Consider the following 21,714-nt stretch of genomic DNA (forward strand, 5'->3'; position numbering starts at 1 on the left):
GAATCTTCCCCTATTGTAATTTTCCTCAACAAGTGATAAAGTAAGCCAAGTAACATTTTTTTATATTCTTTTTGGAGGCAAAATGAATTATCTTGAATCGAATAACCTCGCAATCATTGCTTGTCCGGGAGGCGAAGAGTTTGCAAATTTAACGATTAAGAATCTGAAGCATATCTATGCCCGTAAGCTGTACCAGCAAAGCGAAAAGTTAGCAAAGAGGTACAACACCTCCTCTGAGGATATGATTCAAAAGTTTAACTTTTATAGCGATTTATTTGCCGGCAGAATGTCGGTAAACAAGGATACAAATAAAATCCACGTACCCAAATTCAAGGTAGATGCCCGTTTTACATATTTTATGAATGGGGAGTTTAAAACCGAGCTCCTCGAAACAGTCCGCGGAAAAGATGTCTATATTTTTCAGGATGTTGAAAACAAGCAGGAAATTACCATCAATGAGGGAAAAAACAAGGAGGTCTTTTCAGTAAACGATCACCTCATGTCCCTCATTGTAACCATAGATGCTGTCCGACATGCAGGAGCAGGGAGAATATCCTTAGTTCTTCCGGTTTATCCTTACAGCCGCCAGCATAAAAAGAAGGGAAGAGAGGGCTTGACTGCCAGTTTGCTTGGGCATATTTACGAAGACCTTGATGTAGAGCAGATTATAACCCTCGATATTCATTCCCGCGAAATTGAAAATTCCTTCCATTCTGCACGCTTACAAAACCTTCATGCAAGTTATCAGATTATTAGGGAGCTTACAAGAATACTCGATTTAAGTGCCGATTCGGAAGAACAATTTGTAGTTGTTTCTCCGGACTCCGGGGCTGTAGATCGAAATAAGTTCTATTCGTCGGGCTTACAAAAACCTCTCGCCATGATTTATAAAGAAAGAGATTATTCCGTTGTTACTCAAAATGCAAAGCAGTCGAATATCATAAGCATTAAGCTTTTGGGTGATGTAGAAGGAAAGAATGCCTTTATTGCAGACGATATGTTGGGAACGGGCGGTACTCTTTTAAAGGCTATGGAATTCTTGAAGAGCAAGGGAGCAAAAAAGGTTATAGCTGCCGTAAGTCTTCCCTTTTTTACCGGAGACGCCATTCAGCAATTTGATGAGGCTTATTCCAAGGGGCTTTTTTATAGGGTTATAGGTACGAATGCCGTTTATCATACCGAGCTAAAACAAAAAGAGTGGTATATTGAAACCGATGTATCGGGCCTCTTTGCTCAAGTTATCACGCGCCTTCACGAGAACCTCTCCCTTTCGAGCCTCCTCGACAACAGGGATATAATCGAAAAATTGCTAAAAAACGCTGCAATGCCTAAAAAATGATTTTTTGTGCAGCCGTCTTTGACATAGGTACGTCTTCCCTGAAGGGCGCTCTTATAGCCGAAGACGGAAAGGTTTATACGCAAGGCCGTTTATTTTTTCCTCAAAACCTTGAAGCCGAAACATGGCTTATTTCTTTTGAAAACCTTTTTAAACAGTTTTCCGACTTTGCAGAACAAAAAAGCATTAAGATTTGCGGCATTTGTATTTCGGGAAACGGCCCCAGCTTGGTTGCCGTATCCGAAGATTCTGCAGAAAGAGATTTTTTACTTTTGTGGAACAAGGCTTCTTCCAAAGCTTCGAATGAGAACTCTAACGAAAATTCGAATGAAAATTCCATGAAAAAAAGTCCTCTTTACGGTAAATCTATCTTTTTACCTCGTTTGGATTTTTTCCGAAATTCTTATCCCAAAATATTTCAATCTGCAAAATATATTTTATCGGGCCCAGAGTATTTAATTTATAAACTTACAAAAACGAAGGTAACGGTTTTGCCCGAAGAACGCTATGAGCCCGCTTATTGGACTGATGAAGAATTAAAAGCCTTATCCATACCGAAAAATAAACTTGCCCCATTTGTTCCGCTGGGAGAAGATTGCGGTCTTTACCGAAACATTCCCGTTTTTGCAGGCCCTCCCGATTTTATAGCTGCCCTCATCGGAACAAACACATTGAAGCCGGGAACTGCCTGCGATAGGGCCGGCTCAAGCGAAGGAATAAATATCTGTGTTAAAGCTCCTCCGGAAAGCTCCAAGTTGAAGGGGTTACGCCTTCTTCCGTCTCCGATTCCGAACCTTTGGAACATATCCTACCTAATAGAAAATTCGGGGAATGTTTTTTATGAGTATATAAAAAAGCATGGAGGCAATTTTATGGACTTTGATGCTTTTGTGCATAATATAAATACTAAAACCGCAAATAAACAAAATGAAGCGGAAGGAAGAGCTATAATGGAAGCCCTTGCTTTTAAGGTAAAAAAGGGTATGGATTTACTTGAAAAGGCCGCAGGCTTCCGTCCCATATATACAATCTCAGGAGGGCAGGCCAATAATAAACTTTGGCGGGACTTAAAAGCCGAAATCACCGGCAGAGAATTCAAGGTGTTGCAAATAGCCGATGCCGAGCTTTTGGGCAATGCCGCGATAACTTTTACTTCTCTTAAAACCTATAGCTCGATAAGCGAGGCGGCCTCTGTAATTGTTTGGTAATTGGGTTAGAATTTTCTCTTTCCTGCTAAAGTGTATACTTCATTTTCTGCTCTTGCTGAAATTACAATTATATACATTTCATTTTTAGTACGAAACAGTTTATAAACAACTCTAATTCCGATTTTTTTATATTTTATTTTTAATAAATTAGTCAAATTATTTTTATTCTTATTTCCTAAAGGTTTCCCATAACCGCCTTCATTTTTAGGAAGAGGATTTTCTGATACTTTAATAATTCCTCTAAGTACAATTTTTTTTACCGAGTCATCTAATTTTTTTAAATCTTTTTCTGCATCAGGATGATACTTTATTTTCCACACAGGCTACTCCAACTCGGCATCAATATCATCCAAATCTTCTTTTGTAAATTCTAATCTTTTCATAAGTTCTTGATGAGAAATAGTCTTCGTTTTTTTGGCAATTCTTTTTTCCGCTTCAGATAAAAGAACGGAGTCTTCATACTCCTCAACCATCTGCTGATAATCTTTAGGACTTATTAAAACACATTCGGGAATATTGTTTTTTACGACAATCCTAACCCCATTTTTTTTTACTTCAGAAAAAATCTTATTTGCTTCGCCCTTGTTAAATCTACTGATGGGAATAATTGAATCCAATAAATCAACAGTTCTTAATGTATTCATATAAAACCTCCGTAACCTTATTATACATGTAAATATAATTATTGTCAAATTTATTAGTAAATTTATTATGTTTTATATGAATGAATTTTCTTTGCACTATAGCCTTGTCATTTGAACTTTGCTTTCCCCTAACTTGAACTGTCCCCTCTAAAAGTGTATAATGGCAGGCTATGCAAGAATCTAAACCGCTTATAATTCAAGGAGACCGCTCCATTCTTTTGGATATTCACGACCCGGAAGCTAACGAGGCTCGTTTTGCCCTCATCCCTTTTGCGGAGCTTGAAAAGTCGCCTGAACATCTTCACACTTACAGGCTGACTCCCCTCTCGCTTTGGAATGCGGCAGGTGTGGGGCTTTCAGCCGATTCTATTATGAAAACTCTCACAGGCTTTTCCCGCTTTAAGGTTCCCGACTCTATCTTGGTTTGGATGAAAGAGACGATGGGCCGCTACGGTAAAATAAAGCTTCTTCCGCTTGAAAAGCCTCAAGAAGAAAAAAATGGAGCTGAGGAGAAGACCGATGTTGAAGGAAGCGGCGAAAATCAAGCTGACGGAATAAAGCACGAAACTCCCTATGCGGAATTTTTGCGCCTTAAGCCTGAAAATGCTCTTATCTTTAAGGAATTAAAAAGCAGCAAGATTCTTTTAAAATATTTAATAGAAGACCCCGATGAGGAAAACTCTTTTTTGATTTCCCTTTTAAATAGGGGAACTGTAAAGCAGGCTCTTTTAAAACAGGGCTGGCCCGTGCAGGATGAGGTTCCTCTCCGCGACGGAGAGCCCTTGGATATTTCCTTAAAAGAAAAAACTTTAAGCGGTACCGAATTTGAAATAAGGGATTATCAACGGGATGCGGCCTCTTCCTTTGTCGGCGATAAGTCGGCAGGAACCGGCTTCGGCACAATTGTTCTTCCCTGCGGATCGGGAAAAACCATAGTCGGAATGCTTACGATGAGTCTTCTTAAAACAAGCACTCTTATTCTAACCCCCAATGTAGCTGCCGTTTATCAGTGGCGGCGGGAGCTTTTGGATAAGACAAACATAAAAGATGAGGATATAGGCTTATATACGGGCGAGGTAAAGGAAATAAGGCCTGTTACGATAGCGACTTATCAGGTGCTTACTTGGAGGCCCAACACCGATGCGGCCTTCCCTCATTTTAAGATTTTTAGAGAGAGGGCTTGGGGGCTTATCATCTATGATGAGGTTCACCTATTACCGGCTCCGGTTTTTAGAATTACGGCAGAGCTTCAAGTTATAAGAAGACTCGGACTTACTGCGACCCTTGTGAGAGAAGACGGCTGTGAGGGTGATGTGTTCAGCCTTGTCGGGCCTAAGCGGTTTGATGTGCCGTGGAAGGACCTTGAGCAAAAGGGCTGGATAGCAAAAGCTTATTGTACCGAAATCAGGGTAAACATTGCTCCTTCAAAAGAGATAGAGTACGCAGTAGGTACCACTCGCGAAAAGCACCGCATTGCAAGCGAAAACCCTGCAAAGCTCGAAATAGTAAAAAAACTTTTGACCAAGCACAAGGAAAATCAAATTCTTATAATCGGGCAATACTTGTCCCAGCTCGAAACGATTGCAAAAGAAATAAATGCTCCTCTGATCACGGGAAAAAATACAAATGCCGAGCGGGAGCTTTTGTATGATTCATTTAGAAAGGGAGAGATAAATGTTTTGGTGGTTTCTAAGGTTGCGAATTTTGCGATTGATCTGCCTGATGCTTCCGTGGCTATTCAGGTTTCGGGCGTTTTCGGAAGCCGGCAAGAAGAGGCTCAGCGTTTGGGCCGAATCTTGAGGCCTAAAGAATGTGATTCCCATTTTTACAGCATTGTAACCCGCCAAACTATAGAAGAAGGCTTCGCCGAAAAGCGTCAAAAGTTTTTAGCCGAGCAGGGCTATGACTACTCGATTCTTACCGAAGCCGAATTGGATAAATAAATGAATATTGTTTTGTTTTCAGATGATGATTGTGCAGCTCCCGATTGTATAAACGATGGCTGTGTTTTTTACAAAAATGATGAACGCATAAACGGCGGCTTTGTCTTTTACAAAAACGATGAACGCTATCTTCACATAAAAAAGATTCTGAACTTAAAAGAAGGCGATGTTTTTAAGGCCGGAATCATAAACGGAAAAATAGGCGAAGCTCTTATCTCTCACCTTTCAGAAGAAAAAATAGTTTTTTCTTTTTGCCCGAATACACCGGATAAAGCTGAGACGAGGCCTCTGCCCCTTCCGCCCATAAAAATAATTCTGGGCTTTCCCCGCCCCATTCAGCTGAGGCGTATCCTGCGGGACGCTGCGAGTTTGGGCTTTGCCGAAATCGTACTATGCGGTACCGACTTGGGAGAGCGTTCCTATTTAAAATCGAACCTTTCAAGCCCCGAAGAAATAAAAAAATATCTTTTAGACGGTATCTCGCAAGCCGGCCAGACCCTGCTGCCAGCCTTTTCTTTTTGCAATTCGGTAAAAGAAGCCTTAAAAAATTTAAAGACCGCCTCGTTCAAGGGCAGCAAGGTGCTCCTCGACATAGGACATTTTCCCTCCCTTTCAACATTTAAGATGAAAAAAGGAGAAGAACTGACTATAGCAATAGGAAGCGAAAGGGGTTGGACTCAAAATGAAAGGGAAGCTTTTTTTTCCGAAGGCTTTATTTCTTATTCTATGGGTAAACGCATTTTACGAACCGAAACCGCCCTTACTTCTGCCCTGTCCGTTCTCCTTGCAAACAACGGTTTTTGGGAATAGATAAGCTGGGATAACCCATGGTAAGTCTATTTTCAAAAAGGGTTGTTTTTATAGAGCTTCTACTTCTTTAATGCTTAAACCTGTGACTTTTGCGATATTTTCTATAGGGAAATTCATTGCAAGCAGGTTTTTTGCCGTTTCGAGTTTGGTTTGGTATGCACCATCGGCAAAACCTTCTTGTCTGCCTTTTGTTTCTCCTTGCAATATTCCTCGTTGATATCCCTCACTTATACATGATGCCCTGTCATGTTCATATTTCATACGGGAGTCATAAAGCCATTTATCTCTAGGACTCATTTCCATTAATTCTATCGTTGTATTTGCCTTTCTCATCATCGGCGATTCTTGTTCTAACATTTCCCGCACCTCCGGATTATCAGTTTCAATAAATTTCAGCCAGTTTAATAAGCGTTTAGCTTTATTATCTTTAAATTGACATTCTTTTGAGAGCTTTGCCTTTTCAAGGTTCAATATATGAATCTCAAGTTTTGAAACTAAAGGCTCTTTTGTGTCTTGTTCAAGAACAAGGTACTTATTGTGCAAACGCTTATTTTTATTAAAGCCTTTTCCTATCAAATTTATTGTAATACACTTTGGCAGTTTTGTATAGTCTTGACCTTGTTTTATGTTTTCGTTGTACATCTTAGACCAATAATATAGGGTTCTTTCAGGAAAATCAAAATGCCAGTTGTTTTGAATTTCTATATCTATAAAAGTTCCATCTTTTAGCCTTAACTTGATGTCCAAAACACCGAGCTTTTCACTTAAAAGTTCCTTATGAAACTCCTTATCCAGAAGTTCCAAACCTGCGATGGTTTCAGGCGGAATGTCTAAGATACATTCCAATAAATCCTGTAGTACATCCTTGTTTTCCTCAACTCCAAATACTCTTTTAAAAGCGTAGTCATTGCGGAGGGTGATTTTAAATAGTTGCTTCATTTTTCAACTCCCATAATTTTTTAAAAGAGAAAAACTTTTCTCCTTTCATAATTATTATAGAGATTGTTTGCAATAGATAGTAAAATTTAGTAGATTCAAATTCACTTAAGGCCATCTTCCGCCCCTATATTTTTTCCTAAAAATATGATATACTCCTAAAATATCGTTCGGAGGGTATCATATGGAATTGAAAGAAAACAAGTTTGAACAAATAAAATATTTATTATCCGAAAAACGGTATATTGAAGTACAGCGGACATTGGCCGAGCTAAACGAAGTCGATATAGCCGAATTCCTTGAAACCGAATCCGCACAAAATGCCATTCTTATGTTCCGAATGCTGCCTAAAAGCATGGCGGCCGAAGTTTTTACTCTTTTACCCACAGAACAGCAAAGCCGTTTTATAGCCGCGGCTACCGATAAGGAGCTGGTTTCAATATTGGATGAAATCTTCTTGGACGATATGGTAGACATTGTTGAAGAAATGCCTGCAAATGTCGTTAAAAAAATCCTAAAAAATACCGGCAGTGAAGAGCGTATGCTCATCAATCAGTTCCTAAAGTATCCTAAAGACTCGGCCGGAAGCCTTATGACTATCGAGTACGTAGACTTAAAAAAAACTATGACCGTAAAGCAGGCCCTTGACTATATCCGCAAGATAGGTTTGGAAAGTGAAACCATTTACACGTGTTATGTTACCGATAAGAATAGAGTCCTTGAAGGTTTTATTTCTCTTAAAGAATTGGTGCTTGCTGATGAGGATAAAAAGATTGAACAGATTTTTAATAGAGAGTATATATGTGTAAACACCCATGATGATCAGGAAAAGGTTGCCTTCACTTTTAAGAAATACGGCTTTTTGGCTCTCCCCGTTGTCGATAACGAAAACCGCCTCATCGGTATTATTACCGTCGACGACATAATGGATGTTATGGAGCAGGAGGCTACCGAAGACTTTCAGAGGATGGCCGCTATGCAGCCTAACGAAGAAACCTACCTTGAAACGGGAATCTTTAAACTTGCAAAACACCGAATAGGCTGGCTTCTTTTACTAATGGTATCCGAAACATTTACCGGAACTATAATCGAACGCTACACCCATTTGCTTGCCTCAATGACTATTTTGACCGCCTTTATTCCTATGTTGATGGACACAGGCGGTAATTCCGGCAGTCAATCTTCAACCTTGATTATCCGAGGCTTGGCTACGGGAGAAATCGACTTAAAGGATTGGAAAAAGGTTTTTTTTAAGGAACTGGGCATTGCCGTGTTGGTGGGCTTTACCTTAGGCCTTTTCAGTTTTTTAAAATCGGTCTTCCTTGGGGGGAGAAATCCTATGATAGCCCTTACTGTGGGTGCAACCCTCGTTGCAACCGTAACTGTAGCAAAGATTACCGGCGGGCTTCTCCCCATTATGGCAAAAAAATTAAAACTCGACCCTGCGATTATGGCTGGCCCCCTGATTACAACTATTGTAGATACCGTAAGTTTGATTATCTATTTTAAGATAGCTTCAGTTTTGTGTGCAGGAATGTTTTAAGCCTATGAGTTTTTTAAGAAATCTGCGGTATAAAAAACTTTCTCAAAATGCAAGGGTCGAAGATTTGATAAAAGAAACCTTCCGCAAAACTATTCATCTTTGTGCAGCCCTTGTTCCTCTCTTTGCAAGATACTTTTTCTATCCCACAGTTATAGCCCTGTCCGCCATAACCTTTTTTTATGTTATCTTTGAAATTTTAAGATTAAAGGGCTACCGAATTTTTATGATTTCAAATATCACCGGCTTTGCTGCACGAGAGAGGGATAAGGGGAAATTTGTGCTGGGGCCTGTAACTCTTTCGATAGGCGTTATAAGCACCCTCCTTATCTTTCCGTTTAAGGAAGCAAGTATAGGGATTATGGCTTTGGCCCTCGGAGACGGGCTTGCAAGCCTTGTCGGAAAATTTTGGGGAAGACAGCATCTGAATATTTCCAAGGATAAAACCATAGCGGGAAGTATAGCCTGTTTTACGGCGGTTTTTATTTCTACCATTGCAATAAGCAGGAGTTTTATAAAAAGTTTTTTTATAGCAGCCATTGCCACGGGAACGGAAGCTCTTCCCTTAAAAGACTTTGACAATATACTGATACCGCTTGTCTGTGCAGGGGCTGCCTTAATATTGGCTGTTTAAGGTAGAGGCTATATAAATGTTAGCCTAAGGCTATTTTTAGGATTTCTTCAGGGCTTGAAATTATTGCGTCGGCTCCGGCTTGTTCCAATTCGGGGCGTTTTCTAAAACCCCATAAAACGCCGATTGTAAAAAGCCCTGCATTTTTTCCGGTTTGAACATCCGTTGCCGTGTCTCCTATATAAAGGCAATCTTTTTTTTCGAGCTTGAGCATTTTTAAAATCTCATAGACACCTGCAGGGTCAGGTTTTAGAGCGACAGAATCCCGGGCACCTAGGATACACGAAAAAGTGTTTTCGCCGAAGATTGTTTTAACAACTTTTTCTGTTGTGGAATGAGGTTTGTTTGAAAGCACATTGACCGAAATCCCGTTTTTTATTAAATCCGCTAAAAGCTTTTTAATTCCCGGATAGGCCTCGCATAGATAAACGGGATCGGCATCATAGGCGGCATTATATTCTGTAAGAATTTTTTCTTCCAAATCTTTATCGTTTTTTCCTGCACGTTCAAGAACTCTTTGCACAAGTTTTCTTGCGCCGTTGCCTGTTAAGATTTTAAATTCTTCCGCATCTACAGGCGGTATACCGTATTTTGCCGTTTCAGCATTTAAAAAATGAGCTATCGAATAAAGGGAGTTGGTTAAGGTCCCGTCCAAATCAAAAATACATGCTTTTTTCATAAGGCCTCTATTCTAACAAAAATCAAAAATCTATTCAAGCTAAAAGATGTTATGCATAAAAATTAATTTTATGATAAAAAGGAATTGACAAATTTCTACTGAATAATAGTTAATTACTCTAATATGGAAGTCATAACTAAATCGTTTCAGCTAAATAAAAATAAAATTTTCCCTAAAAGCTGGAAATTTTTGGAAAACCGGGCTATACTGTAAGTAATGATAGAGAAGTTCTGAAAAAGTCAATAATAGTGCAGACCCTAAAATAATGATTTAAAGGGCGCATTCCCTTTAAAATGAAAAAAACATTAAAACTTTGATAGGAGGATTACTATGAAAACACGTAATTCAAAGGCTAAGGCATTTGCCTTTTTGGGGGCTGCTTTTGTGCTGCTCATCGCACTTATATTTACCGGCTGCCCGAATGCGGCGGGCGGAAGCGGTTCGGGAGGAGGCGGCAGTTCACCTATCGACGGCGTATGGAAAGCTCTTTCCTCAACAGTAAACGGCGGAACACCGGTACCGTATCCGATATCCAATCCTAATCCGGGCGGCGGTACTGGACAGCTGTATTACTGTTTTTCGGAAGGTAAAGCATATCTCGCATTCAAAATAGAGGGAAATTCAAATCCCGGAGGAAACGGTCTTTTTAAAGGCGATCCGTGGGAAGAAGAATATACCTTTGAAAACAATACGCTTAAGTTAGTCGGAGAATCTCTGCCGTTTATCCTAACCGGAAACACGGCAACAATAACCATAATCGAAGGCAGTAATACCATTGTAACAATGCTTGAGCGGGTAAGCTTGCCCACCGTAGCCGAAATTAAAGCGGCAAAGAAACCGTAATAGGTTGGAAAACAGGAGTTATTTATGAAAACATGTAATTCAAAGACAAAGGCATCTGCGCTCGCAACAGCCGCACTTATCGCACTGACGCTCGGCGCAGCACTTATGTTTACCGGCTGTCCGAACAGTGCAGGCGGAGGCGGGGGCGGCTCTACCGTCAACATCACCGTAACAGGCGATGGGCACATAAACCTGCCGGCGGAGCCGGTTGCGGTACGGGCAGGTGCCAAGTGGTCGGAAGTTCAGTCAACGGTTAAAAGCAAGGTCAGCGCCAAGCCGAACTTTTTGATCGACTCGTGGCACTTGGGTGCCGACGAAAGCGCACCGGAACTGAAAGACACGGATACTTTTTACACGAACGCAACCGTGTTCGTCAAATCGCGGCCGGACTTACCCGATCTTTCAAGTATACAGGGCTCGGGCCCTCAGGTAAAAATCACCTTTGCCGTAACGCTTGAAGAAGGAGGTTCCATACTGGGGCCGAACCCGATCAGAGTGAACAAGGGAACCCGTTGGAATTCGGTTCTTAAAGCCTATGCCAAAGCTGCGCTCAAAGTGAAATACGGCTTTCAGTGTAACGGGTGGAAAAAGAACGGCAATACGGTGAACGATACCTTTACCTTCGACGACGACACAACCATCTTTGCCGATATGGAAGACATGCGCATTAACATCACCGTAAAGGGCGACGGCAACGTGAGCGTGCCGGTCAGTACGCCGCTTGTCGTTCTGAGCGGGAGAAAGTGGCAGGACATAAAAGAGCAGGCCGCAAACAGGGTACAGGTCAGCGATCCTAGTAACATTGCCGTAACCGCATGGCATCGGGGAGAAAGCGAAAGCGCTCCCGTGTTGACCGACGAATACGAGTTTAAAAAAGCCGACGGGCAAAACCGCACTGTCTTTGCCAAAACGGGCGACCGGCGCATCACGCTTACCGTTACGTACGGTTCAGGCTCGGGTACACCGGAGACCGCCGGCATTATCACCATATACGACGGCGATGAGTGGCACAACGTACAAAAGCAGGTTGAAAAACTGGTAACCGTTCCCGAAGACCATTCCATACACTGGTATTGGGATAATGCAGGCGGGGTGTTTATAGACTTTTTCTATACGTTTAAAGCGAGCGACGGGAATGCGCGCACGGTGTATGCCAGAATATCGCCGCCCATAGAGCTTACCGTTACATACGGCAGGGTTACGGGGGCAACGGTAACGCTCGGCACCGTAACCGCAAAGCACCGCGGGTTGTGGTACGGCGTACAAGACCGGCTTAAGTATAAGTATCCTCTTCTCAAAAATACGGAGGTGGAATGGCATTGGAATGATAAAAACGGAGAGCTTATAAGCGATTACTATATGTTCGACGCCGGCAACGTGCCGTCGGACACGGTGTATGCGTTTGTCAGACCTCGAATAATTACGTATTACGGCGGACTGAGGTATCTTGCACCGATAGGCTCTGGCGGTTCGTATGAAGATTACAATATGAAAAAGATAGAAGCGGTAACGGACGGCTATGTCGGAGGCGATGCCTACCACTACGTCTACAACGATCCGCATAAGGTCAGTTTAACCGCCTATCGGATAGGCACAACGGAAGTTACGCAAGAGTTGTATGAGCTGGTAATGGCACACAATCCGAGTTACTTTCAGGGCAGCTCACATCCGACTGCATCAGGCGAGAGCCAAGAAAAGCGCCCGGTAGAACAGGTAAGCTGGTTTGATGCGATAGCTTTTTGCAACGAGCTTACGCGCTGTTGTTACTCTTTGGGAGAAGCGCAATGCGTGTATACCTATAACGGGCATACCTACACGGTAGAAGATGCACAGGCACACAATGTGCCCGTCATGGATATGAGCAAAAAAGGCTTCCGCTTGCCGACCCAAGCCGAATGGGAGTGGGCTGCCCAAAGCGGCACTGCATGGCAGAAATGGGCGGGCACTGGCAACCGCGACAAACTTTCATACTACGCGTGGTACGATGCGAACGAATACGGCAGAACGCACCAAGCGGGACGTAAAAAGGCAAACCCGTTCGGTCTTTTTGACATGTCGGGCAACGTAAGCGAATGGTGCTGGGATTGGTGGATCCAGACTACGCCTGAGGGCGGTACCGATCCTGTCGGGCCGCCTTCGGGCACTAATCGCACCACCTGCGGCGGCGGTTATTCTTTCTTCGCCTCTGCGTGTTGTTGTGCGTCTCGCGGCCTTGAAGAGCCCGACAAGAACAAGGATACTACCGGCTTTCGCATAGTGTGCAGGTATGAGTTTTAAGCTTTCCGCCTAAAACATCGCACGCGTGGAACCACCGCACATCCTGTGCGGTTAAGCCAAAAGCGGGCAGGATGTCTGCCTTACGGCAAACATCGCGTGTCGGTATGGGAATTGCACCTCCGTGTGCAATTTTCATACCGAGTTTGTCTTCGCCAAACTCGCAAGACCTATGACGTTTTTTTTGCTGTCCGTGACAGGACTCCGCTAAGGATAGGTTTACCGTGGAGTAATGGATTATTGGATTCATTACTAATTAATAACCGCTACTTCCATAGACCCTGCTTTTTGTGTATGATAAGCCCATGGGTAAAAAATTTGAAAAAGAATTGCCGGTTTGCGGCTTTGAAAGCTGTCTTGCTTTGGCAAAACATCATCCCGAAAAAATCTCCCGTCTGTTTTTTTCGGAAAAAAGAGCAAAGCAGTTCGGCGAGGTTTGTAAGTATTTGGCTTCCAATAAAAGATTATATAGAATAGTTTCCGATGATGAATTGGAAAAGCTCTCGGAATCGGTGCATCATCAGGGTGTAACGGCGATGATCTTTGAGCCTGAAATTCCTGTTTTAGAGCATGAAGAAATAAACCTTTGGGCTCAAAATAAGGAACACGTTTTAATGCTCGATGAAATAGGAAATGCAAACAACTTGGGAGCAATAATAAGAAGTGCCGCTTTTTTCGGTATAGAAAATATAGTTTTAACAAAGGAAGATAAACAGGCCTCGATTACCACCTCGGCTTATAGGGTAGCGCAGGGCGGAATGGAATTTGTAAAAATCTTTAAGGTTTCATCGACGGCTTGGTTTTTGCGCCAGTGCCGAGGACGGCTTACCTGTATAGGCACGGACTTAAGAGCTCACCACGAAATAGCCGACCTTGGAAGATTGATTGAAAAAGATGAGGCTTGTGTGATTGTCTTAGGAAATGAAGAGAGGGGAATCAGCGAAGAAGCTAAAAAGCTTTGTGCCCACCTTGTAAAAATAAAGGGAAGCGGCAATGTGGAAAGCTTAAATGTCGCCCAAGCCGCAACCCTTTTTTGTCATAGTCTTAGTGCAACAAACCCTCGATCTTTTTAATTACGTATTCTTTTAAGGGGAGACCCGCAATCTTAATGTCTTTCGGGTCTTCATAATTCGGAATAAGCTTAAAAAAGTTAATATAAATTTTATTTCCTTTAATATAAAATTCTTCTGCATGGGCAGGAATGAAGATGAGCTCAATTTCATCGAATTTTGTTGAAGCCTTGTACTTTTCCGTAAGCTCTGCAAGGTTTAAGGTTTTAATCGGAGCCATCATATTATGCATGGTCTGTAAGTCTTCCAAAATCCACATATTGTTATTCCAAAAGCGGCTTTCGCTCAAGGTGCGGTTGTTCAGTTTTTCCCTATTGGAAATTGCAGACATAACCCTGCGGACAGAATCTTTCGAAAAGTCGTCATTGTAAACGACTTCCATCTGAGGCTTTTCTGCTATACTCATAAAGTAATCGTCTCCCATCTTATCCTTTGAGGCTACGCTTTCCCAAAAGAAAATCATCATTTCCAAAACGTCAAAATCAATCTTTATATTTTTCATAAAGAAACCTCCATATTTTTTAACCGCTTAGAGTTTACACCTATTACCGTTTTTTTTCAATGAGTAACAGTTAAAAGCTGGTACAAAAGTTATGACCTATAATTTTCCGACTTCTTCTTTAGAAAGCCCTGTTATTTTATAAATATCTTCAAGCGGATAATTCATGTTTTTCATGATTTTTGCTGTTTCAATGGCTTTTTGACGCGAGCCCTCTCTCCTGGCTGCACTGCGTTCATCTTCCACATACATCCGGTATTTTTCATCAGAGAGTTCTATTGCCATTCGCCTCTCTTCATCAGTTACCCTAAAGAGTGTTGCTTCTGCCATTTTTATACCCTCCTCTAATTTACACAATTCTTCCAACATTCCGCTTTTTTTGTCTTCTTCATAGTTGGTCAAAAATCTTATCCAAAAATCTTTTAAGCTATATTCTTCCAATCTCTTTTTCATAGTATAAACTATTAGCTCGTTTAATTCAACATAAAGATATTGAATTATTGAGCTCTCAGACATTCTTACAAGCTCTGCATTTTTAGGAACATCGCAGCCGAAAACGGAAAGACTTATGGCGTACAAAAAATCGTCCTCTTTGGGCTCCGTCTTTAAAAAGCGGGAAGCGAGGCGCATGAGGTACATTTGACTTCTGCGATGATAATTTGTTTTCCAAAACTGCTGCATCTCAAGGTCTATAATAAGGCCGTTGTCGGTTTTAATCAAAAAATCGAGGCGGTAAGTTTCTCCCGAAGGCCTGTCCCGAATAAGCTCGGTGTTTATGATTTCTGCCTTTTTGATTTTACCGTAAGAATCTTCCAAAAAAGCGTTTAGGAAACTTATAAGAGCCTTGTTGCCTTCTTCGCCTTTGGAAAACATCAACTTAAAAACCCAATCGGTTTTGGGGTTTAAAATAGTTTGTTCCTTTGACATAACTTTTCTCCTTAATAATAATTAATCAATGGTTAGGATAAAGCAAAAAATTCTTTTATGCCTTATCATTATTATTGTAGGATTTTATTTCATTTAAGAGTAAAATTTAAAAAAAATTATTTTTTAATTCCTGAAACCCACTTGGTGTTCAATATCAAGATAACTGCAACAAGGCCGGCAGTGATGTTTGAAAAAAGGTTTCCCCAATATATCGAATAGTAGGAGAGATATCTTTCGGTTGCAAGAATGAAAATATAGCGTAAAAGCCAGATACGCAAAACACCCAGCATTAACGGAATTTTCGTTTTGCCGAGACCTATAAAGGCTCCTTGAACTGTCATACAGACGCCGAAACCTATGACCGAGTAGGTATAAATATGCAGGGCTGCAACGGCAATGTCGCCGATTTCGGGTATTTCCGGCTTAAACATCGATACGAGATAGGCGGAAGAAGGCACGATAATGGCAATCAGCACCGCTCCGCTTATAGCACTTGTAATACAGCCTAAAAGACAGGCTCTTTTTGCTTTTTTAGGATTTCCGGAACCTATGTTCATGCTGACCATAGTTGTAACGGCAGCACTAAAACAGCCGGGGATATTAAAACAAATTGTCGAAATATTGCTTGCGATACTTTGTCCGTTTAAAATAACAGCTCCGTATGGCTCCATTTCGTTATTTATAAGAAAAAAGCCGAGAAAAACAAAGGCATAATTAAGCATTGCGGGGAAACCTACGTGTAATAGCTCTTTGAGAGTCGGATAAGAAAACTTAAATTTTTTTAAACTAAGTTTATCGGGGCTCTTTTTTAAAAAGAGATCATAGAACATCCACGCTGCTACTACGAGGTTGGCTAAAAGCGAAGCTAGTACGCAACCGTCTATTTTCATTCTCAAAAGATATAAAAATATAAAGTTTCCGATTATTTTGATTATAAGCATTATAATCATCCTAAAAAAAGGTGCCTCAGGTTTGCCGTTTGCATTTTTTATACCGTTGTATATGGATTCCATGAAGCTGAGAGGCATTACCAAGCAATAAAGAGAAATATACCTAAAAACCAAGGGGGCTATTTCGCTTTTGAGTGTATAGCTTATTATTGTTCCTATTATAAATAGGAGAGGAATTGAAACCAATCCCAACAAAAAAGCAAATACGAAAATCTGTGTTGCCGTTTTTCTACTCTCATCAATATCACCTCGTCCGTTAAGCTGTCCGATAATTGCCGTAGCTCCGACACTCAAGCCCTGTCCAAGGGCTAAGACAATGGATATAATAGGTTGAGAAAAGCTGACTGCACTGGCTGTTACATGGTCAGTAAGCCTGTTTATAAAAAGGCCGTCCGTAAAAGGCATCATAGCTTGCAGCATAGCCATCATTAGAGCCGGTAAAGAAAGAATGATTAGGGTTTTGAGAGGTGAAGCGGTTAAAATAAGCTCGCGCCTTTGTGCTGTGGTTTGTCCTAAAAATTTAAGCTTCATATTCTTTATATTCTACCCTATTATTTAAAAATAGGGAAGATGTATAATTATAAAAAAATATTAAAAATTACTTGATATTATTGACATTTTGTGTGTATATTGTATTGTAGATATATCCATTTTTATCATTTTTTTTAGTTTAATTTAGATATATTAAAGATTTAAGCTGTTTTAGCCGATAATCTATCGGTTAAATTACCGAATCGGTTTAGGAGTATTTGATGAAAAAAATAACAATTTATTTATTGATTATGTTTAGTGCCTTGAGTCTGTTATATGCAGGAGGGGCAAAAGATATAGATAGTGTACAGATGACCAATAAAGAAAGCTGGCAGCAATCTATAGATATATCCGGAAAGAAAAAAGGAAAATACAATGTATTGATAAAGGCTGTTGATATAGCCGGTAATGAGGGCTATGTAGGGCCTTTTAATATGTATATAGACCCTAATTCCGACTTACCGATAGTAAACATAAGTAATCCTAAAAGTGAAGCTGTAGTAGTCGGAAATATAAACGTAATAGGAACATGTGTAGATGATGATGCGGTAGACTATGTAGAGTTACGTATAGACGGCGGAGAAAATATCTACCGAGCCAAGGGTAAAGAATTTTGGTCATATTATATAAACACGGAAAATTTTGAAGAAGGAACGCACACGATAGAAGCTTGGGGTGTAGATATTAACGGCGTAAAGGGAAAGTCCGTAAAACACAGCTTTTACATAAACCGCTTATCGCCAATAACTTCAATAGAAAATAAGAGTGTAGGAGAGCTTGTTTCAGGTAAGATAACAATTGACGGAACAGTAGAAGACGGAAACGGTATAGAAAGGCTGCTGTATTCATTAAATAATGGAGAGAACTTTGAAGAAATAAAATTATCCTATAACAAAAAAACAAAGCAGTCAAAGTTTTCGTTAAAACTAAATACAAAAACAATAGAAGACGGGCCTAAGGTAATTTGGTTTAAAGCAATAGATAAGCAAGGAAAGATCGGCATTTACACATTTTTATTGTTTATAGATAATACGGCTCCTTTAGTAGAGTTTATCTATCCCGAGGGGGATAATCCGACGGAACCTGTATTTTCCGTAGCAGGAAAGGCTACGGATTTAGTTGGTTTATCAAGTTTATCTTGGAAGTGTAACAACGAAAGTGGCGAATTTGAACTTACCCCCGGAAATCATTATTGGATAAAAGAGTTTGATGTTGGTAAGACCGGCGCTAAGACTGCAGTTGTCGAAATAACAGCAAAAGATATAGCCGGAAACATAGTAAGGGAAAAGAAGACATTTTATATAGATCAAAATAAGGGAAAGCCTGTAATCGAAATGTTAAGCCCTGTGCTTGATGGAAAATTTTCAGAAGATGTCTATATCGCAGGAGCAATCTATGACTTATATGGTGCGAATGAGGTAAGGTACAGAATAGACAAGGGTGAAGAAAAGGCGATAGATGCTTTTGGTGCAGGCTTTTCTGTTATAGAACGAGGATTGAGCGAAGGAGCTCATACATTGACTATCTATGCAGTGAATAAAAAAGGTATTAAAGGAGAGCCTTTAACCGTAAAGTTTAATGTAGAAGGAAAGGCTCCTGTAATTTCTTTTGATAACGGAGAAACTATCATACCCGTATATACTGCACAAACAAAGAGCTCGACTTCAGTGAATGTAAAAGCGGCTTCCGGTTTAAAGTATTTAAGTGTAGGTTTTAATGGAGAAGAAGAGTCCGTTTTACCTGTAAAAACAGGTCAAACCGATTATGTGATAAAAACAAATATAAGCGGAAAATCGGCGCCCGGTATATATACTGTTTCTGTTACTGCTACAGATATGAACGATGAGGTCGGTAAGCAGACTTTAGTTATCCGGGTTGTATCGGGAGCAGGCGGTGAAGAAAGCTTTGTATGGTCTAAAGGTAATGTAAATGAGAATAATCAAATAGTCTTGTTAGACGATAAACCATTGACAGGTGTTTATCAGCCTAAGGATGGAATGGTAATAGAAAATGTAGAAGTAATAGGATCTAAGAACATTGAAGCTGAAAGGGAAGGAGAGTTAATAAGATTAAGAGTAAAAGAAGAAGGCTTATATAAGGGAATCGGCGTAAAGATAACGGACAATGAGGGCGGTGTTTTTACAAGTCCTTTAGTAGATATTCTTTTTGATAAGACCGCACCTAAAATCAGTCTTGACATGAATGAAGAAGCATCTTTTGTAACAACTTCTATAAACTTAAAAGGCAAGGCTGAGGACTTGGTTGGAATTACAAAAGTTGAATATAGCTTAGGAAGCGGATCCCCTTATGTGAAATTATCTAATTCATTTAACGAGAAGATAAATATAAGCGGACAGGCAGACGGCCCCATTGTTGTTACAGTAAAGGCAACCGATATAGCCGGAAGGGAAAGCTATGAAAGACGAGTTCTTTATAAGGACAGCGAAGCCCCTGAGGTTGTTATGGTGCTACCTGAGGGCGGAGGAAAAGTAAACGGTTCAATATATGCAGCTTTTAAGGTAAGCGATAGGTTTGCCGGAGTAAAGCCGGAGTATAAGGGAGCAAGTAAGGGTGCTGAATGGCAGAGTTTTGAATACGGTTCCTTACCTAATCTTATAATAGGCAGTGCAAAAGAGCCTTTGAGTAAAAACATGCAGTTTAGATTTACCGACCCTGCAGGGAATTCACGAAGCTTTAACAGTTATAATTTTGATATAGACAATACTGAAGATGCCCCAAGGGTAGATTTATATTTACCGAATGAGAATGAGATTATAACGAGTGACTTTGAAATATCCGGTATGGTCTATGATGACGATGAAGCGGCCAAGCTCTACTACAAAATAGATAAGGGATCTTATAAGTCGATGGATGTAAAAAACAGCTTTTCTATACCCATCTTGTTAAGCGAGCTTACTGATAATGAACATGAAATAACCATGTATGCCGAAGATATTTACGGAGTAACAAGCCAACCCGTAACTAGAAAGATAAGAGTGTCTTTAGGAGAACCTCAGGTTGGAGTGTCTTATCCTCTAATAACAGACACAGTGCAAGGGGTAAGTGTAATATCGGGTAGTGCCTTGGATAAAAATGGAATCAAAAAGGTTGAACTGTCGTTTGATAACGGGCTGACGTATAACCTTGCAGAAGGCGGGGAAAAATGGCAGTACCGTATAAATACCCATATAATAAATGACGGAACTCATATAGTTTTTGTAAAGGCTACGGATAATTATGAGCAAGTATGTTTATATTCTACATCAATTAACGTAGACAATACGCCTCCTTCATTAAAACTGGAATATCCGCTGGCGGGATCCAAATTGGATAACAACCTTTTTGTGTCGGGGCGTATATATGATAATATTTCTCTTGAAGGAGTAATGTTAAAAATAAAGAGCCTTGATGGAAAGGCTGTGCCCCAAAAATTATCCGAGATAAAACTTGAAACAGATATAATCCTTTCAAAAGATATAGATATAAGCTCATTGCCTGAAGGACGGTATAATCTTGAAATAAGCGGAGTAGATAAGGCAAATAATACTAATGAAGTCTCTGTCAATTTTGATGTTTATAGAAAGAAGGATAGAAACAGGTTAGAGTTGCTGTATCCTTTAAACGGCGAGACGGTAAGAGGAGAATTCAATATATATGGAAGGCTGATAGTAGATAATGCTGTAGAAGAAGCCGCTTTATATATAGACGGAAAAGAACTTGAAAGGGTCTCGGTATCTAAAACCGGCTATGTTTGTTTTAAGATAAACAGTGAAAAGCTTGTAAATGGAGAGCATAGTATTGAGTTAAGGGCAAATCGTGCAGGTGTCGGGTCTCTTAATTCTGAAGTACATAAGATAAATTATGAAATAGAAGGTCCTTGGATCACTATTGATAACTTTGCAATGGGCGACTTTGCGATAGAAAGACCTTACCTTAGAGGAAGAGCCGGTTATACGGTATCTGAAGAAGAAAAGGCTCTGGTATCTTCAAAGGACGCTACATCTGAGGATAAAAGAGCATTTAAGGTAAAGCGTGTTAAATATGTAGAAATCAGTTTTGACAACGGAAAAACCTTTTCCCCTGTTAAGTCGACTGCTAATTGGAAGTATAGACTTGAGACAGATGATATGGCTCAAGGAAATCACTTTTTATTGTTAAGAGCCGTTATGGAGAATAAAGAAACAGCGGTTTGCAGGACAATAATAAATATAGATAAGACAGCTCCAAAAGTAACATTGATATCGCCCGGAGAAGGGGGCAGGTACAACGGAACGATAGAGTTTAGCGGCTTATCTTCTGATGACGTAGAGCTGTCGAGTGTAGAAGCTCTTTTAAGGAAGGGAGATAAGGCGAGCTATGGATTACCTAAGTTTATACAAGGTTTGCATTTTGAAACGGCCTTTTGGGGTGCTTCTTTGTGGAATTTAGGTATAGGATTGAGCTTTTTTGATGATAATGTAAAGTTGCAGCTTCATTACGGGCAGTTTTTACAAAGTCAGTTTAAAGCATTATACGGTAATCAGCAAATTAGATACGGAGGGCATATAATATCATTAAAGCTTTTAGCTAACGTATATGAGTTGCCTTTCGGTTACTATTTTGGACCCGATTGGAAATGGTTATATTTGGATGTGGCCTTGGGTGCCCAGTTTTCGCTTTTTACAAACACCCAAAGCGGACGTCCTCAAATCTTGTCGGCTTTGCTTACACAAATTGAATTTCCTCGCGTGAAATTCCATAAGCAAAAATATTTTAGTTCTTTCTCGATATTTACGGAAGGACAGTTATGGTTTATACCTACCGATGTAGATTCAAAGAGTAAAAAATCTGCAATCAAATCGGTTATCCCGCATATATCAGTAGGTATAAGGGTCGATATATTTTAACAAAACT

At 40.4% G+C, this 21,714-nt stretch carries 18 protein-coding genes; 10 read left to right on the forward strand and 8 right to left on the reverse strand.

The genetic code is table 11. The annotated features are described in order from the left end of the window. Positions 1–82 precede the first annotated feature (82 nt). Positions 83–1,339 carry a ribose-phosphate pyrophosphokinase gene (locus HYB91_RS00275; RefSeq protein WP_002676220.1) on the forward strand — a complete coding sequence of 419 codons (1,257 nt, stop codon included), beginning with the start codon at positions 83–85 and terminating at the stop codon, positions 1,337–1,339. Continuing rightward, positions 1,336–2,544: an FGGY-family carbohydrate kinase gene (locus tag HYB91_RS00280; protein WP_002676219.1), complete on the forward strand. Its 1,209-nt coding sequence runs from the start codon at positions 1,336–1,338 to the stop codon at positions 2,542–2,544. Before HYB91_RS00275 ends, HYB91_RS00280 begins: the two co-directional genes overlap by 4 nt. Before the next feature lie 5 nt (positions 2,545–2,549). Here HYB91_RS00280 and HYB91_RS00285 read toward each other — a convergent pair whose 3' ends face one another. Beyond that, on the reverse strand, positions 2,550–2,864 hold the full coding sequence (locus HYB91_RS00285) for a type II toxin-antitoxin system RelE family toxin (RefSeq protein ID WP_002676215.1): 315 nt from the start codon (positions 2,862–2,864) through the stop codon (positions 2,550–2,552). Between the two features lie 3 nt (positions 2,865–2,867). Next, positions 2,868–3,188 (reverse strand): type II toxin-antitoxin system Phd/YefM family antitoxin, encoded by a 321-nt coding sequence (locus HYB91_RS00290; RefSeq protein ID WP_002676214.1) that lies wholly within the window; start codon positions 3,186–3,188, stop codon positions 2,868–2,870. 170 nt (positions 3,189–3,358) lie between these two features. Between HYB91_RS00290 and HYB91_RS00295 the strand changes: the two genes are divergently transcribed. Further along, complete coding sequence (locus tag HYB91_RS00295; protein ID WP_002676204.1) at positions 3,359–5,131, forward strand: DNA repair helicase XPB; 1,773 nt, start codon at positions 3,359–3,361, stop codon at positions 5,129–5,131. Continuing rightward, on the forward strand, positions 5,132–5,941 hold the full coding sequence (locus HYB91_RS00300; protein ID WP_002676201.1) for a 16S rRNA (uracil(1498)-N(3))-methyltransferase: 810 nt from the start codon (positions 5,132–5,134) through the stop codon (positions 5,939–5,941). It abuts the gene before it with no gap. A 48-nt stretch (positions 5,942–5,989) separates the two neighbouring features. On the opposite strand, the gene HYB91_RS00305 is transcribed toward HYB91_RS00300, so the two are convergent. Beyond that, complete coding sequence (locus HYB91_RS00305; protein WP_002694651.1) at positions 5,990–6,880, reverse strand: Rpn family recombination-promoting nuclease/putative transposase; 891 nt, start codon at positions 6,878–6,880, stop codon at positions 5,990–5,992. Between the two features lie 181 nt (positions 6,881–7,061). On the opposite strand from HYB91_RS00305, the gene mgtE reads away from it, so the two are divergent. Both mgtE and HYB91_RS00315 read left to right on the forward strand, forming a co-directional pair. Then, positions 7,062–8,420 (forward strand): magnesium transporter, encoded by a 1,359-nt coding sequence (gene mgtE / locus HYB91_RS00310; protein WP_002676195.1) that lies wholly within the window; start codon positions 7,062–7,064, stop codon positions 8,418–8,420. 4 nt (positions 8,421–8,424) lie between these two features. Then, a complete protein-coding gene (locus HYB91_RS00315) occupies positions 8,425–9,051 on the forward strand; it encodes a diacylglycerol/polyprenol kinase family protein (RefSeq protein WP_002676194.1) in 627 nt (208 codons plus the stop codon). Positions 9,052–9,070: 19 nt separating this feature from the next. Here HYB91_RS00315 and HYB91_RS00320 read toward each other — a convergent pair whose 3' ends face one another. Next, on the reverse strand, positions 9,071–9,727 hold the full coding sequence (locus HYB91_RS00320) for an HAD family hydrolase (protein WP_002676193.1): 657 nt from the start codon (positions 9,725–9,727) through the stop codon (positions 9,071–9,073). Positions 9,728–10,057: 330 nt separating this feature from the next. Between HYB91_RS00320 and HYB91_RS00325 the strand changes: the two genes are divergently transcribed. Both HYB91_RS00325 and HYB91_RS00330 read left to right on the forward strand, forming a co-directional pair. Continuing rightward, a complete protein-coding gene (locus HYB91_RS00325) occupies positions 10,058–10,570 on the forward strand; it encodes a hypothetical protein (RefSeq protein WP_002676191.1) in 513 nt (170 codons plus the stop codon). Positions 10,571–10,594: 24 nt separating this feature from the next. After that, positions 10,595–12,847, forward strand: a complete 2,253-nt coding sequence (locus HYB91_RS00330; protein WP_002676189.1) for a formylglycine-generating enzyme family protein — start codon at positions 10,595–10,597, stop codon at positions 12,845–12,847. Here the strand turns inward: HYB91_RS00330 and HYB91_RS00335 are convergent. After that, a complete protein-coding gene (locus HYB91_RS00335) occupies positions 12,810–13,094 on the reverse strand; it encodes a hypothetical protein (RefSeq protein WP_155116601.1) in 285 nt (94 codons plus the stop codon). The genes HYB91_RS00330 and HYB91_RS00335 overlap by 38 nt on opposite strands. A gap of 55 nt (positions 13,095–13,149) precedes the next feature. On the opposite strand from HYB91_RS00335, the gene HYB91_RS00340 reads away from it, so the two are divergent. Beyond that, entirely contained in the window at positions 13,150–13,917 is a 768-nt protein-coding gene (locus tag HYB91_RS00340) for a TrmH family RNA methyltransferase (RefSeq protein WP_002676188.1), read from the forward strand. On the opposite strand, the gene HYB91_RS00345 is transcribed toward HYB91_RS00340, so the two are convergent. From HYB91_RS00345 to HYB91_RS00355, 3 genes are all read right to left on the reverse strand, one after another. Then, positions 13,889–14,416 carry a TDE2712 family protein gene (locus tag HYB91_RS00345; RefSeq protein WP_002676187.1) on the reverse strand — a complete coding sequence of 176 codons (528 nt, stop codon included), beginning with the start codon at positions 14,414–14,416 and terminating at the stop codon, positions 13,889–13,891. The genes HYB91_RS00340 and HYB91_RS00345 overlap by 29 nt on opposite strands. 96 nt (positions 14,417–14,512) lie before the next feature. Continuing rightward, positions 14,513–15,340: a PD-(D/E)XK nuclease family transposase gene (locus HYB91_RS00350; protein WP_002694650.1), complete on the reverse strand. Its 828-nt coding sequence runs from the start codon at positions 15,338–15,340 to the stop codon at positions 14,513–14,515. Between the two features lie 116 nt (positions 15,341–15,456). Continuing rightward, complete coding sequence (locus HYB91_RS00355; RefSeq protein WP_002673471.1) at positions 15,457–16,821, reverse strand: MATE family efflux transporter; 1,365 nt, start codon at positions 16,819–16,821, stop codon at positions 15,457–15,459. Between the two features lie 221 nt (positions 16,822–17,042). On the opposite strand from HYB91_RS00355, the gene HYB91_RS00360 reads away from it, so the two are divergent. Next, the gene (locus HYB91_RS00360; RefSeq protein ID WP_002676183.1) at positions 17,043–21,707 is read left to right on the forward strand and encodes an Ig-like domain-containing protein; all 4,665 of its coding nucleotides are present in this window, start codon (positions 17,043–17,045) and stop codon (positions 21,705–21,707) included. Positions 21,708–21,714 lie beyond the last annotated feature (7 nt).

It is taken from the genome of Treponema sp. B152 (genome assembly GCF_024181665.1).
In the GTDB taxonomy this organism is placed as follows: Bacteria; Spirochaetota; Spirochaetia; order Treponematales; family Treponemataceae; genus Treponema_B; species Treponema_B denticola.